The sequence below is a fragment of the Phytopseudomonas punonensis genome, from assembly GCF_900142655.1.
Taxonomy (GTDB): Bacteria; Pseudomonadota; Gammaproteobacteria; order Pseudomonadales; family Pseudomonadaceae; genus Aquipseudomonas; species Aquipseudomonas punonensis.
This window is the reverse complement of sequence record NZ_FRBQ01000001.1, coordinates 946117-960130: the sequence shown is the minus strand read 5'-3', so window position 1 is coordinate 960130 and position 14014 is coordinate 946117. Positions and strand designations below refer to the sequence as shown.

Here is a 14014-nt window from a genome sequence, read left to right as displayed (position 1 = left end):
GTAGAAAAAAACGAACAAGGATAAGCTCACAGCGACCCCACATAATCCAACAATACGGGTGTTTCATGAGCTGCATGTCGCTATCAGGCGTCATTGTCAGTACCAAGCAGCCCGCTGCCTTGCCGGCTGTGGTCAGTGTCGCGCTGGCCCTTCGCGCCACCATCCGGTGCGCTGTTGCACGGCCTTCTGCCGCGGCAACCCATCCGATTCGCTTCGCTCGAAAATCTGCACACCTGGTCTTTACTTCATCAGTCATCGTGTTTCGTCAGGCCGCGTCATTTCGTGCGGGCAACGTCTTAACTATGGGCTTCGCTTTTGCCTTTCCGAGCGCTTGCCTTGAGTTAACGGCAAGCGCCTTGCAGAGGCATGAGGGTCTGTCGAGCGTCACAAAGGTCAGTTACAGTCGTGGCCACTGTGGTGAAGCGATGTCGAGCACGCGCAATGCTCTGGCTTGTGCGTCTGGAGGGTATGACGGGCCGTTGCCCGTACCCACGTGACACCCTGGATTATCCTGTGCGCTGGCAATTGTCCAATGGGCCGCTTGCCACTGTGCGGGGCATGTCGAGCCGGCCGAGGATGCCGGTTTCAAAAAACCTGAGGTCTCTATGAGCACCAAATTGGACCAGCTCTCCAGCTGGTTGAAAGAACGCAAGATCACCGAAGTCGAATGTCTGGTCAGCGACCTGACGGGGATTGCCCGGGGCAAGATCTCGCCGACCAACAAATTCCTCGACGAAAAGGGTATGCGCCTGCCCGAAAGCGTATTGCTGCAGACCGTGACCGGCGACTACGTCGAAGACGACGTCTATTACGACCTGCTCGACCCGGCTGATATCGACATGATCTGCCGCCCGGACGAGAACGCCGTGTTCATTGTGCCGTGGGCTATTGAGCCCACTGCCCAGGTGATCCATGACACCTACGACAAGCAAGGCAACCCGATCGAGCTGTCACCGCGTAACATCCTCAAGAAAGTGCTGCGTCTGTATGCCGAAAAAGGCTGGCAGCCCATCGTGGCGCCGGAGATGGAGTTCTACCTGACCAAGCGCAACAGCGACCCGGACTTCCCGCTGGTGGCGCCGATGGGCCGTTCCGGGCGTCCGGAAACCGGCCGGCAGAGTTTCTCGATCGATGCGGCCAACGAATTCGACCCGTTGTTCGAAGATATGTACGACTGGTGCGAGCTGCAGGGCCTGGATCTCGACACGTTGATCCACGAAGAAGGCCCGGCGCAGATGGAGATCAACTTCCGTCACGGCGATGCACTGCACCTGGCCGATCAGATTCTGGTGTTCAAGCGCACCATGCGTGAGGCGGCACTCAAGCATGACGTTGCGGCGACCTTCATGGCCAAGCCGATCACCGATGAGCCGGGCAGTGCCATGCACCTGCACCAGAGCATCATCGACGTGAAGACCGGCCAGAACATCTTCTCCAACGAAGATGGCTCGATGAGCCAGCTGTTCATGCACCATATCGGCGGCCTGCAGAAGTACATCCCCGAGTTGCTGCCGCTGTTCGCGCCCAACGTCAACTCGTTCCGCCGCTTCCTGCCCGACACCTCGGCGCCAGTGAACGTCGAGTGGGGCGAGGAGAACCGTACCGTTGGCCTGCGCGTGCCGGATGCCACGCCGCAGAACCGCCGCGTGGAAAACCGCCTGGCCGGTGCTGATGCCAACCCGTATCTGGCCCTGGCGGCCAGCCTGCTGTGCGGCTACATCGGTATGGTCGAAGGCATCGAGCCAAGCGCGCCGGTAGTTGGCCGTGGCTACGAGCGCCGCAATCTACGCCTGCCGCTGACCCTCGAAGCTGCGCTGGAACGCATGGAAACCTGCCAGGTCGTGGAACAGTACCTGGGCCACAAGTTCGTCAGCGGCTACGTGGCGGTGAAGCGTGCCGAGCATGAGAACTTCAAGCGGGTGATCAGCTCCTGGGAACGCGAGTTCCTGCTGCTCTCGGTCTGAATTAGTCGGGGCCGGCGCGTGATCCGCCCGGCCCCGCATTTATAAGAGGTGAACATGACGGCAAACAACGCGGATACCCAGAAATGGCAGGCCATGAGCCGCGACCACCACCTGGCCCCTTTCAGTGATTTCAAGCAGTTGGCCGAGAAGGGACCGCGCATTATCACCCGCGGTGAAGGTGTGCACCTGTGGGACAGCGAAGGCAACAAGATCCTTGATGGTATGGCCGGGCTGTGGTGTCTCGCCATCGGCTATGGCCGTGAAGAATTGGTCGAAGCGGCCAGCAAGCAGATGCGCGAGCTGCCGTTCTACAACACCTTCTTCCAGACGGCGCACCCGCCGGTGCTGGAGCTGGCCAAGGCGCTCGCCGAGGTGACGCCGGCCGGCATGAACCACGTGTTCTTCACCGGCTCGGGTTCGGAAGGCAACGACACCATGCTGCGCATGGTTCGTCACTACTGGGCGCTCAAAGGTAAACCGTCGAAGAAGGTGGTGATCGCTCGCGAAAACGGTTACCACGGCTCCACGGTCGCCGGTGCCAGTTTGGGCGGCATGAAAGGCATGCACGAGCAGGGCGACCTGCCAATTCCCGGTATCGTCCATATCGCCCAGCCGTACTGGTTCGGCGAGGGCGGCGACATGACCCCTGAGGCCTTTGGTATCTGGGCCGCCGATGAGCTGGAGAAGAAGATTCTCGAAGTCGGCGAAGACAATGTCGCCGCCTTCCTCGCCGAGCCGATCCAGGGCGCTGGAGGCGTGATAATCCCGCCGGACAGCTACTGGCCGCGCGTGCGCGAGATTCTCGCCAAGTACGACATTCTGTTCGTCGCTGACGAGGTGATCTGCGGCTTCGGTCGTACCGGCGAATGGTTCGGCAGCGATTACTATGGCAATACGCCGGACATGATGACCATCGCCAAGGGCCTGACCTCCGGCTACGTGCCGATGGGTGGCCTGGTGGTGCGCGACGAGATCGTCAAGGTGCTTAACGAGGGTGGCGATTTCAACCACGGCTTCACCTACTCCGGGCATCCCGTGGCGGCGGCGGTGGCGCTGGCGAACATTCGAATTCTGCGCGAAGAAAAGATCATCGAGCGAGTCAGAGAAGAAACGGCACCGTATTTGCAGAAAAGACTGAGTGAACTGGCGGATCATCCGCTGGTTGGGGAGGTGCGTGGAGTCGGCATGCTGGGCGCCATCGAACTGGTAAAAGACAAGCAGACCCGCGAACGTTATCCGAGCGACAAGGCGGTGGGCATGACCTGCCGCGGTCACTGTTTCGAGAACGGCCTGATCATGCGCGCCGTGGGTGACACCATGATCATTTCGCCGCCACTGGTGATCAGCAAGAGTGAGATCGACGAGCTGGTGGAAAAGGCCCGCAAATGCCTGGATCTCACCGCCCGTGCTTTACTGGCCTGACGGCCGTTGCGACGCTTTCGCACGCAGTGACAGTCGGGTGTAATCAATTGCCTGTCAGGGCTTGAGCGATGGGGCTGTTATCGCCAGACTTGCCGGCCAAAAAAACGGGCCCTGCCGCGTAGAACGGCGGCCCAGTTAATCGATATCAAATGAGGGAGCTGAACCGCATGATCAAGACTTTCGGCAAGACTCTGCTGGCGGTGACGCTGGCCGGCGCCGTGGCCGGTATGGCGCAGGCAGATGGCAAGGTATTGAACGTCTACAACTGGTCGGACTATATCGCTCCGGACACCATCGAGAAGTTCACCAAGGAGACCGGTATCAAGGTCACCTACGACGTCTTCGACTCCAACGAAACTCTGGAAGCCAAGCTGTTCGCCGGCAAATCGGGCTACGACATCGTGGTGCCGTCCAACAGCTTCCTGGCCAAGCAGATCAAGGCCAAGGTCTACCAGCCGCTGGACAAGTCCAAGCTGCCGAACTGGGAAAACCTAGACAAGAACCTGCTGAAAACCGTCGAGATCAGCGACCCGGGTAACCAGTATTCCTTCCCGTACATGTGGGGTACGGTCGGCATTGGCTTCAACCCGGAAAAGGTCAAGGCAGCGCTGGGCGAAAACGCTCCGGTGGATTCCTGGGATCTGCTGTTCAAGCCCGAGAACATCGAGAAGCTGAAGGCCTGTGGCGTGTCGTTCCTCGACTCGCCGACCGAGATCCTGCCGATCGCCATGCAGTACCTGGGCTATGAGCCGACCAGCACCGATCCGAAGCAGCTCAAGGAAGCCGAAGCGCTGTTCATGAAGATCCGCCCGTCGATCACCTACTTCCATTCCTCCAAGTACATCTCCGACCTGGCCAACGGCAACCTCTGCGTGGCCGTGGGTTACTCGGGTGACATCTACCAGGCCAAGTCGCGCGCCGAAGAAGCTGGTGGCAAGGTCAAAGTGTCCTACAACATTCCCAAGCAGGGTGCCGGTGCCTTCTTCGACATGGTGGCCATCCCCGCCGATGCGGAAAACGTCGAGTCCGCCCATGCGTTCCTGAACTTCCTGCTCAAGCCGGAAATCATGGCCGAGATCACCAACGAAGTGCACTTCCCGAACGGCAACGCGAAAGCCACCCCGCTGGTCGACGAAGCTATTCGTAACGATCCGGGCGTGTACCCGACCCAGGAAACCATGGGCAAGCTGTACGCCTTCCCGGATCTGCCGCCGGCCGCCCAACGTGCCATGACCCGCAGCTGGACGAAGATCAAGTCCGGCCGCTGATCGCCTGCAAACCGCGGTGCCTGGCACCGCGGTTTGCGTTCATAGGCAGGGGGCGGATCGCCGCCCTTCGAGTGCCGCGGCGGCGTGGTGCTCCCCCGAATCGCGATACGTCACCAGTCGGTGATGAGCCACAAGAAGAGGACGACCTGTGCATTTTCCCCTGGGCAAGATCCTGACTACGACCGTGCTTTCGGTTAGCTTGGCAACCTTGGCACATGCGGACGGTACCGTGCATATCTACAACTGGAGCGATTACATCGGCGAGGACACCCTGTCCGAGTTCCAGAAGGCCACGGGTATCAAGCCGGTCTACGACGTCTTCGACTCCAACGAAACCCTGGAAGGTAAACTGCTCGCTGGCCGTAGCGGCTACGACGTGGTGGTGCCGTCCAATCATTTTCTCGGCAAGCAGATCAAGGCGGGCGCGTTCCAGAAGCTCGACCGTAGTAAGCTGCCGAACTGGAACAACCTCGATCCGGCGCTGCTCAAGCAACTGGAAACCAACGACCCGGGCAATCAGTACGCGGTGCCTTATCTGTGGGGCACCAACGGCATCGGTTACAACGTCGCCAAGGTCAAGGAAGTGCTCGGTGTCGACAAGATCGACTCCTGGGCCGTGCTGTTCGAGCCGCAGAACATGAAGAAGCTCGCCAGCTGCGGCGTGTCCTTCATGGATTCGGCGGACGAGATGATCCCCTCGGTGCTCAACTACCTGGGCTTGGATCCGAATAGCCAGAGCGCTGACGATTACGCCAAAGCCGAAGCCAAGCTGATGGAAGTGCGCCCTTACGTGAGCTACTTCCATTCCTCGAAATACATCTCCGACCTGGCCAACGGCAATATCTGCGTAGCGTTCGGCTACTCGGGCGATGTTTTGCAGGCATCCGATCGTGCCGCGGAGGCCGGAAAAGGCGTCGAAATCGCCTATGCGATTCCCAAGGAAGGCGCCAACCTGTGGTTCGATATGCTCGCCATTCCCAAGGATGCCAGCAACGTCGACCAGGCCCATGCCTTCATCAACTACCTGCTCGATCCAAAGGTAATCGCTGGAGTCAGTGACTATGTCGGCTACGCCAACCCCAACGTGGAGGCGGGCGAGCTGATGGATCAAGACATTCGCCAGGACGAGTCGGTGTACCCACCCCAGGCCGTGCTGGACAAGTTGTACGTGATGGCCGAACTGCCGCCCAAGGCGCAGCGCCTGATGACGCGAAGCTGGACCAAGATTAAGTCCGGAAGATAAACCCATGATCAGGCCGTTGAAAAACCACCTACGTTGCCGCTGCTTCGGCTACGTTTTTCAACGGCCTGTTTAGCGCCCGGTCTTTGCCGGGCGTCATTTTTGCTGCGGGAGTTTGGTAATGGCAGTTGCTTCCAGTACCTATAAGAAGGTCATCGAGGGCAGCCAGCAACCTAAAGAGGTGCTGGTCAAAATTGAGCGCGTGACCAAGAAGTTCGATGAAACCGTCGCGGTCGACGATGTCTCGCTGACCATCAACAAGGGTGAGATCTTCGCCTTGCTTGGTGGCTCTGGTTCGGGCAAGTCGACCTTGTTGCGTATGCTCGCTGGTTTCGAGCGGCCCACCGAGGGACGCATCTTCCTCGATGGCCAGGACATCACAGACATGCCGGCTTACGAGCGGTCGATCAACATGATGTTCCAGTCCTACGCACTGTTCCCGCACATGAGCGTGGCAGACAACATCGCCTTCGGTCTCAAACAGGACAAACTGCCCAAGGCAGAGATCGACGCGCGCGTCGCGGAAATGCTCAAGCTGGTGCAAATGAGCCAGTACGCCAAGCGCAAGCCCCATCAACTGTCCGGTGGTCAGCGCCAACGTGTGGCCCTTGCCCGCTCGCTGGCGAAGAAACCAAAGCTGTTGCTGCTCGACGAGCCGATGGGCGCGCTGGACAAGAAGCTGCGCTCGCAGATGCAGCTCGAGTTGGTCGAGATCATCGAGCGCGTGGGCGTGACTTGCGTGATGGTGACCCACGATCAGGAAGAGGCCATGACCATGGCCCAGCGCATTGCCATCATGCACCTGGGCTGGATCGCGCAGATCGGCAGCCCTATCGATGTCTACGAGACGCCGGCTAGCCGCCTGGTCTGCGAGTTCATTGGCAACGTCAACCTGTTCGATGGGCAGATCGTGCATGACGATACCGACCACGCGGTGATCAACTGCCCGCAGTTGGATAAGCCGATCTATATCGGTCACGGCATCAGTACCCGCGCCCAGGAAACTCAGGTTACCTACGCCCTGCGCCCGGAGAAGCTGCTGATGGCCACCCAGTTGCCGGCCGATCACGAACACCCGGATTACAACTGGAGCCACGGCAGCGTTCACGATATCGCCTACCTGGGCGGCCACTCGGTGTACTACGTCAAGCTGACGTCCGGGCAGATCGTGCAGTGCTTCATCGCCAACGCCGAGCGCCGCGGCAAGCGGCCGACCTGGGATGATCCAGTCGTGGTGTTCTGGGAAGACGACAGCGGCGTGGTGCTGCAGTCATGAAGATGAGCAGCCTGACCAAGCGTATGCCTAATGGCCGACACGTGGTGATCGGCATTCCATTCCTCTGGCTGTTCCTGTTCTTCCTGCTGCCTTTCATCATCGTGCTGAAAATCAGCTTCGCCGAAGCCGATGTGGCGATCCCGCCGTATACGGAGATCTACACCTGGGTCGACAACACCCTGCAGGTGGTGCTGAACCTGGGCAACTACATCTTCCTCACCGAGGATGAGCTGTACCTGGCCGCCTACCTGGGCTCACTGAAGATCGCCTTTTTCAGCACCCTGGCCTGTCTGCTGATCGGTTACCCGATGGCCTACGCCATCGCTCGTGCCAAGAAGGAAACCCAGACGGTTTTGCTGCTGTTGGTGATGATGCCGACCTGGACCGCGATCCTGATCCGCGTCTACGCGTGGATGGGTATTCTCAGCAACAACGGTCTGCTCAACGGCTTCCTGCAGAGCATCGGCCTGATCGATGCGCCGCTGCAGATACTCAACACCAATACGGCGGTGTACATCGGTATCGTCTACTCGTACCTGCCATTCATGATCCTGCCGCTGTTTGCCAACCTGGTGAAGCATGATCAGAGCCTGCTCGAAGCAGCCTCGGATCTCGGTTCGAGCAACTTCAACAGCTTCTGGAAGATCACCGTACCGCTGTCCAAGAACGGCATCATCGCCGGCTGCATGTTGGTATTCATTCCGGTAGTGGGCGAGTTCGTGATTCCTGAACTGCTCGGCGGGCCGGAGACGCTGATGATCGGCAAGGTGTTGTGGCAAGAGTTCTTCAACAACCGCGATTGGCCGGTGGCATCGGCGCTGGCGGTGGTGATGTTGGCGATCCTGCTGGTGCCCATCATTCTGTTCAACCGCAACCAAGCTAAAGAGCTGGAGGGACGCGTATGACTCTGCATAGCACGCGTCAAGGATCATTCTGTTCAACCGGCTCTTCACCCGCAGGCCGGGCCAAAGAGCTGGAGGGCCGGGCATGAAAAATTTCCGTTTCTCCACGCTCATGCTGTGGCTCGGCATGCTGTTCATCTACCTGCCGATGGTCATCCTGGTGATCTACTCGTTCAACGCCTCGCGGCTGGTAACGGTATGGGGTGGCTGGTCAACCAAGTGGTACTGGAGCTTGCTCGATGACCGCCAGCTGATGGGCGCCGTATGGCGCTCCTTGGAGATCGCCTGCTACACGGCGATCGCCGCGGTGGCGCTGGGCACTCTGGCCGCGTTCGTACTGACCCGTATCAGCCGCTTCAAGGGGCGTACCCTGTTCGGCGGTCTGGTCACGGCGCCACTGGTAATGCCAGAGGTGATCACCGGCCTGTCGTTGCTGCTGCTGTTCGTGGCCATGGCGCAACTGATCGGCTGGCCGGCAGAGCGCGGGATGATGACCATCTGGATTGCCCACACCACGTTCTGCTCGGCCTATGTGGCCGTGGTGGTGTCGGCGCGCCTGCGTGAGCTGGACTTGTCCATCGAAGAAGCGGCCATGGATCTCGGTGCGCGGCCGTGGAAGGTGTTCTTCCTGATCACCATACCGATGATCGCGCCATCGTTGATGGCCGGCGGCATGATGTCGTTCGCGCTGTCACTCGATGATCTGGTGCTGGCCAGCTTCGTGTCCGGCCCGGGTGCTACTACGCTGCCGATGGAAGTGTTTTCCAAGGTGCGACTGGGAGTTACGCCGGCGATCAACGCGATTGCCAGCCTGATTCTGCTGGCAGTGTCGCTCGCGACCTTCCTGGTGTGGTTCGTTACCCACCGCGCAGAGGAGCGGCGTCGCAAGGCCATCCAGCAGGTCATGGAAGAAAGCCAGAACGCTATCGGTACTCGTCCAGAGGTCAAACCAGCCCACTGAAACACCTGAGCTGAACGACAATGCCCGCCGACTGCGAAAACAGGGCGGGCATTGTTTTGTCTGCTAGATAGCTAAGCGCGACTCGGGTGGTTGGCGTGGATGGATACATCTGCAGCGGGAGCTCGGGCCCGCACTGTGCTTCGGCCTTATAAATAAAAACGCCCGGGCAATCACGGCCCGGGCGTTTTTATTTGCGCCGACGCTTAACGCGTCAGGTGTAGGAAGTGCATGTGGCGCTCGTACTGATCGAGGATGTCGCCAATCACTTCTTCACGGTTCCAGCCCATCACGTCGTAGTCCTGGCCGCCTTCGTTGAGATGAACCTCGGCGCGGAAGTACTTGCGCTCTTCGCTGGAGTCATCGCGGGTGTCGCGCAAGGCGAAACTCGGCTGAATCAGGGCGCGAGGGCGTACTTGGTACTGGAAGTCCGCTTCGGCACCGTGGCTGACCGACAGCGTGACACGACCGTCTTCACCGCTCTCGACCTGCGCTTCGCGGCCCTGCTTGCGCATTTCCTCGGCCACCTGCTGGCAGGCAGGCAGCACCGTCTCGGCGATAAAGCGGTTTACATGGGAGCGGCGCGGCAGCATCACCATGCTGCGCAGGCGACGTTGCCAGCCGCCGGTGCTCAAAGCGCCGCGTGGGCTCAGCGATACCTGATCGCGCAGGTTGCGCTTGGCGGAGTCGATCTGCAGGGCGCGCAATAGGCCCCACATCGATGCCATCAGGGCGATCACGAAGGGCAGGGCGCTGGCGATGGTGGCAGTCTGCAGGGCCTTGAGCCCGTCAGCCAGTAGCAGCGAGGCGGCCACTACGCCCATCAGTACGGCCCAGAAAATGCGCTGCCATACCGGCGTCTTGTCTTGGCCGCCGGAGGCGAGCATATCCACTACCATGGCGCCGGAGTCGGCCGAGGTGACAAAGAACACCACCACCATCAGCACCGCGATCTGGGACAGGATCGCCGACAGCGGGAAGTGTTCGAGGAAGGCGAACAATGCCAGCGAGCTGTCCTTGTCCACCGCAGCGGCCAGGTCGGTGACGCCATCGACCAGGATCATATGAATCGCGGTATCGCCGAACACGGTCATCCACAGCAGGGTGAAACCGGCCGGTACGACCAGAACGCCGCCGATGAATTGGCGAATGGTACGGCCACGGGAGATGCGCGCGATGAACAGACCCACGAATGGCGACCAGGACAGCCACCAGCCCCAGTAGAACAGCGTCCAGCCGCCAATCCAGTCGGTTGGCTCATAGGCGTAGAGGTTGAAGGTCTTGCTAACGATCTCCGACATATACTGGCCGGTGTTCTGCACGAAGGTCTGCAGAATGAACACTGTCGGACCGAGCACTAGCACGAATAGCATCAGGCAGACGGCGAGCAGCATATTCAGCTCGGACAGAATGCGAATGCCCTTGTCCAGCCCGCTGACCACGGAAAGGGTCGCCAGACCCATGGTGCAGATCAGCAGGCCGATCTGTACCGCGGTGGTGGTGGGCAGGCCATACAAGTGGTTGAAGCCGGTGTTGATCTGCATGACCCCGTAGCCCAGGGACGTCGCCACGCCGAGCACTGTGCCGATCACCGCGAAGATATCCACGGCGTGCCCGATGGGGCCGTAAATGCGATCACCGATCAAGGGGTACAGCGCCGAGCGCAAGGTCAGCGGCAGGTTATGGCGAAAGCTGAAGTACGCCAGGATCAGAGCAACGATGGCGTAGATGGCCCACGCGTGCAGGCCCCAGTGAAAGAAGGTGACGTTCATCGCCTGCTTGGCGGCGGCCACGGTATTGGGTTCTCCCACTGGCGGCGCGATGAAATGCATCACCGGCTCGGCGACGCCGAAGAACATCAGGCCGATTCCCATACCGGCACAGAACAGCATGGAGAACCAGGTTCGGTTGTTGTAATCGGGTTCACTGTGATCGGGGCCGAGCTTGATGTCGCCATAACGGCTGACGGCTAGGAACACCACAAAGATCAGAATGATTGCCACTGCCAGTATGTAGACCCAGCTAGCGTTTTCGATGATCCAGGCCTGGGTAGCACCAAACACGGTCTGGGCGTTGTCCTTGAACACCGTGCTGTAGATCACCAGGCAGGCGATCAGGAAGGTCGAGCCGAAGAAAACCGGCGGGTTGAGGGTGGAGCGAGAAGACAGAGGTGCCTCCATTGAGCTAGCTCTCCTTGGTCGGAGTCAGTCCATGACTTGCGTATCCGCCAGCCAAGCGTCGGCTGAATCAGGCAGATGGCAGGATGGAGAAGCGACTCGTTTTTTTGGATGGCCGCCAAAAGCGGAAGGCCCGCAATTGTAACATCACCGATAGTCGGATTCTTGGCCGTGCCTGCTATCGATAGGTATTTAGCCGTTTCGTTCAGCTTATTTGTACGGGCTCACAGGCTGGTGCGGTACTGCAGGGCTTCGGCCAGGTGCTGGCGGCTGATTTCGCTTTGCGCCTCCAGATCAGCCAGGGTCCGAGCTACCTTTAGCACTCGATGCGCCGAGCGCAGCGACAGCGTAAGGCGCTCGCAGGCATGTTCCAGCCACTGACGATCGATATCGCTCAGCCGGCAGTGCTCGCGCAATCCTGGCAGATCGAGAAAGGCGTTGGCGATGCCCTGGCGCTCCAGCTGGATGTCACGCGCAGCGGCGACCCGCGAGGCTGCAGTGGCGGTGTCTTCGCCGATGTCCGCTGGCGCATCGAGCTGCGTGCTCTCGCGGGCTACAGTGATATGCAGATCGATACGGTCGAGCAGCGGCCCCGATAGTTTGCCGCGATAGCGCTGAATCTGTTCTGCACTACAGCGACAACGGCCGCTGGGGTCGCCCAGAAAACCGCAGGGGCAAGGGTTCATCGCCGCGACGAGTTGGAACCTGGCCGGGAAACTGACCTTGTCGCGAGCGCGGGCAATTACAATTTGGCCACTTTCTAGGGGCTCGCGAAGCACCTCAAGTACGCGGCGATCAAACTCGGGTAACTCATCGAGGAACAGCACTCCGTGATGGGCAAGGGTAATTTCGCCTGGCTGCGGGCGGCTACCCCCGCCGACCAGTGCTGGTCCGGATGCACTGTGGTGTGGGTGACGAAAAGGTCTTTGTGGCCAGCTCTGCAGGGGCGTGTGGCTGGCGACCGAGCGAATCGCCGCGACCTGCAGCGCTTCCTCTTCGGTCAGTGGTGGCAGCAAACCCGGCAGACGGCTCGCCAACAAGGTTTTGCCAGTACCAGGCGGCCCACTTAAAAGTAGATTATGGCCACCGGCGGCAGCCACCAGCAGCGCGCGTTTGGCGGCGATCTGGCCCTGCACTTCGGCGAGGTCGGGGTACGGCTGTGTGTGACGCAGCAGGCCCTGCGGCTGGTAAGGCGACAGCGGCGTCTGGCCATTCAGGTGGGCAACCAGCTCCAGCAGGTGATCGACCGCGAGCACGCTGAGGCCGGTGGCCAGGCTGGCTTCCTCGGCATTTTCCTTTGGCACCACCAGGGTGCGTCCGGCTTGTCGGGCAGCCAGTGCGGCAGGCAGCACGCCCTGTACTGGGCGGATCACGCCGGAGAGGGCGAGCTCGCCAAGGCATTCCAGGTTGGTCAGGGATTCGGCGGGTAGCTGGCCGCTGGCGGCGAGTATGCCCAGCGCGATGGCCAGGTCGAAGCGACCACCGTCCTTTGGCAGATCTGCCGGGGCGAGGTTGAGGGTGATCCGCCTTGGTGGAAAGTCGAGGGCGCAGTTGAGGATGGCGCTGCGCACGCGATCCTTGGATTCCTTAACGGCGGTTTCTGGGAGGCCGACCAGCGCCAGAGAGGGCAGGCCGTTGGCGAGATGCGCCTCAACGGTAACGCTGGGGGCATCGACACCGACCTGGGCACGGCTGTGGACTATGGCCAATGACATCGATCACTCCTTGATCGTCTGCCGGCCGAGCAGATTACTCGACCGGGGTGTGCTGCGTCGTTGCGGTACGGGATTCAAGCTCGGCGACCTTGGCTTCAAGGGCTTCGAGACGCGCCCGGGTGCGGGCCAGCACGATCATCTGGCTGTCGAATTCTTCGCGGCTGACCAGATCCAGTTTGCTGAAGCTGCTTTGCAGCAGTGCCTTGAGCTGGCTTTCGATTTCGCTGCGGGGCAGAGGATTGTCGCCGCTCAGCAGGCGACTTGCCTGACTACTGAGGGCGTCGAGTAAGGCTTTAGGTGGCAGCATGAGAACCTTCCAAATTTGACTGGCCGCAGTGTAGCACGGGGCCTTTTTCCATCATGGGATGTGCTGTTTGCGCCAACTTGGTGCGTAGTGGCGGGCAGTTCGGCGCTCTTCTGGTGCGAAGCTTTTCGGCGGCGCGCCGCGAAGCTGCTTTGGATGCTCGTAACCTGCTGAATATTGGCGTTTTGCTGGTATTGGCAAGCTTTCTGCTTAGAAGCTCACGACCCATGCACCGATGCGGTTCGGTTGTAGCGAGCGGGCGGGGAATGGTTCGCCGGGAGCAGTTGGTGATATCGGATCAGCCCGTCTTGGCAACCGATGCATACAAAAGCCAGACACTGAGCTTAGACTTGGGCCGGGGTAACAATTCCTGGGGCAAGTCCACCTTACACGGGAGAGAGTTTCATGAAACTAGTCACTGCCATCATCAAGCCGTTCAAGCTGGACGACGTCCGCGAGTCGCTGTCGGAAATCGGGGTGCAAGGCATCACCGTTACCGAAGTGAAAGGCTTCGGTCGTCAGAAGGGCCATACCGAGCTGTACCGCGGCGCCGAGTATGTCGTCGATTTCCTGCCCAAGGTGAAGATCGACGTAGCGATCGCCGACGATCAACTCGATCGCGTCATCGAGGCAATCACCAAGGCTGCCAACACCGGCAAGATCGGTGACGGCAAGATTTTCGTTGTAAACCTGGAACAGGCGATCCGCATCCGTACCGGCGAAACCGATACCGACGCGATCTAAAGCTCCGCCCCCACCCCCCCCTAAATCGTCCCAGGAGTTAAATC

General features: G+C 60.1%; 11 protein-coding genes. 8 read left to right on the top strand and 3 right to left on the bottom strand.

Features of this window, described 5'->3' with window-relative positions:
- The first annotated feature begins 605 nt into the window (after positions 1-605).
- The 7 genes from BUC40_RS04350 (at position 606) to BUC40_RS04320 (ending at position 9033) form a co-directional block, all read left to right on the top strand.
- Positions 606-1964 carry a glutamine synthetase family protein gene (locus BUC40_RS04350; RefSeq protein WP_073262954.1) on the top strand — a complete coding sequence of 453 codons (1359 nt, stop codon included), beginning with the start codon at positions 606-608 and terminating at the stop codon, positions 1962-1964.
- A gap of 54 nt (positions 1965-2018) precedes the next feature.
- The gene (locus BUC40_RS04345; protein WP_073262952.1) at positions 2019-3386 is read left to right on the top strand and encodes an aspartate aminotransferase family protein; all 1368 of its coding nucleotides are present in this window, start codon (positions 2019-2021) and stop codon (positions 3384-3386) included.
- A gap of 167 nt (positions 3387-3553) precedes the next feature.
- Positions 3554-4654: a polyamine ABC transporter substrate-binding protein gene (locus BUC40_RS04340; RefSeq protein ID WP_073262950.1), complete on the top strand. Its 1101-nt coding sequence runs from the start codon at positions 3554-3556 to the stop codon at positions 4652-4654.
- A 169-nt stretch (positions 4655-4823) separates the two neighbouring features.
- Complete coding sequence (locus BUC40_RS04335; protein WP_425272912.1) at positions 4824-5897, top strand: polyamine ABC transporter substrate-binding protein; 1074 nt, start codon at positions 4824-4826, stop codon at positions 5895-5897.
- Positions 5898-6015: 118 nt separating this feature from the next.
- A complete protein-coding gene (gene potA / locus BUC40_RS04330; RefSeq protein WP_073262948.1) occupies positions 6016-7170 on the top strand; it encodes a polyamine ABC transporter ATP-binding protein in 1155 nt (384 codons plus the stop codon).
- Positions 7167-8075 carry an ABC transporter permease subunit gene (locus BUC40_RS04325; RefSeq protein ID WP_073262946.1) on the top strand — a complete coding sequence of 303 codons (909 nt, stop codon included), beginning with the start codon at positions 7167-7169 and terminating at the stop codon, positions 8073-8075. Before potA ends, BUC40_RS04325 begins: the two co-directional genes overlap by 4 nt.
- Positions 8076-8157: 82 nt before the next feature.
- Positions 8158-9033, top strand: a complete 876-nt coding sequence (locus BUC40_RS04320) for an ABC transporter permease subunit (protein WP_073262944.1) — start codon at positions 8158-8160, stop codon at positions 9031-9033.
- Positions 9034-9236: 203 nt separating this feature from the next.
- Here the strand turns inward: BUC40_RS04320 and BUC40_RS04315 are convergent, their stop codons facing one another.
- The 3 genes from BUC40_RS04315 to BUC40_RS04305 all read right to left on the bottom strand — a co-directional run bounded on the left by BUC40_RS04315 (position 9237) and on the right by BUC40_RS04305 (position 13229).
- The gene (locus BUC40_RS04315; RefSeq protein WP_073262942.1) at positions 9237-11210 is read right to left on the bottom strand and encodes a BCCT family transporter; all 1974 of its coding nucleotides are present in this window, start codon (positions 11208-11210) and stop codon (positions 9237-9239) included.
- Between the two features lie 221 nt (positions 11211-11431).
- Positions 11432-12922, bottom strand: coding sequence for a YifB family Mg chelatase-like AAA ATPase (locus tag BUC40_RS04310; protein WP_073262940.1), 1491 nt, complete (start codon positions 12920-12922; stop codon positions 11432-11434).
- Between the two features lie 34 nt (positions 12923-12956).
- On the bottom strand, positions 12957-13229 hold the full coding sequence (locus BUC40_RS04305; protein WP_073262938.1) for an accessory factor UbiK family protein: 273 nt from the start codon (positions 13227-13229) through the stop codon (positions 12957-12959).
- A gap of 402 nt (positions 13230-13631) precedes the next feature.
- On the opposite strand from BUC40_RS04305, the gene glnK reads away from it, so the two are divergent.
- A complete protein-coding gene (glnK, locus tag BUC40_RS04300; protein WP_003096476.1) occupies positions 13632-13970 on the top strand; it encodes a P-II family nitrogen regulator in 339 nt (112 codons plus the stop codon).
- Positions 13971-14014 lie beyond the last annotated feature (44 nt).

Coding starts and splice junctions, on each gene's coding strand:
- BUC40_RS04320 (WP_073262944.1), top strand. CDS start 8,158: ATGAAAAATTTCCGTTTCTCCACGCTCATGCTGTGGCTCGGCATGCTG.
- BUC40_RS04305 (WP_073262938.1), bottom strand. CDS start 13,229: ATGCTGCCACCTAAAGCCTTACTCGACGCCCTCAGTAGTCAGGCAAGT.
- BUC40_RS04310 (WP_073262940.1), bottom strand. CDS start 12,922: ATGTCATTGGCCATAGTCCACAGCCGTGCCCAGGTCGGTGTCGATGCC.
- potA (WP_073262948.1), top strand. CDS start 6,016: ATGGCAGTTGCTTCCAGTACCTATAAGAAGGTCATCGAGGGCAGCCAG.
- BUC40_RS04340 (WP_073262950.1), top strand. CDS start 3,554: ATGATCAAGACTTTCGGCAAGACTCTGCTGGCGGTGACGCTGGCCGGC.
- BUC40_RS04350 (WP_073262954.1), top strand. CDS start 606: ATGAGCACCAAATTGGACCAGCTCTCCAGCTGGTTGAAAGAACGCAAG.
- BUC40_RS04325 (WP_073262946.1), top strand. CDS start 7,167: ATGAAGATGAGCAGCCTGACCAAGCGTATGCCTAATGGCCGACACGTG.
- BUC40_RS04345 (WP_073262952.1), top strand. CDS start 2,019: ATGACGGCAAACAACGCGGATACCCAGAAATGGCAGGCCATGAGCCGC.
- glnK (WP_003096476.1), top strand. CDS start 13,632: ATGAAACTAGTCACTGCCATCATCAAGCCGTTCAAGCTGGACGACGTC.
- BUC40_RS04315 (WP_073262942.1), bottom strand. CDS start 11,210: ATGGAGGCACCTCTGTCTTCTCGCTCCACCCTCAACCCGCCGGTTTTC.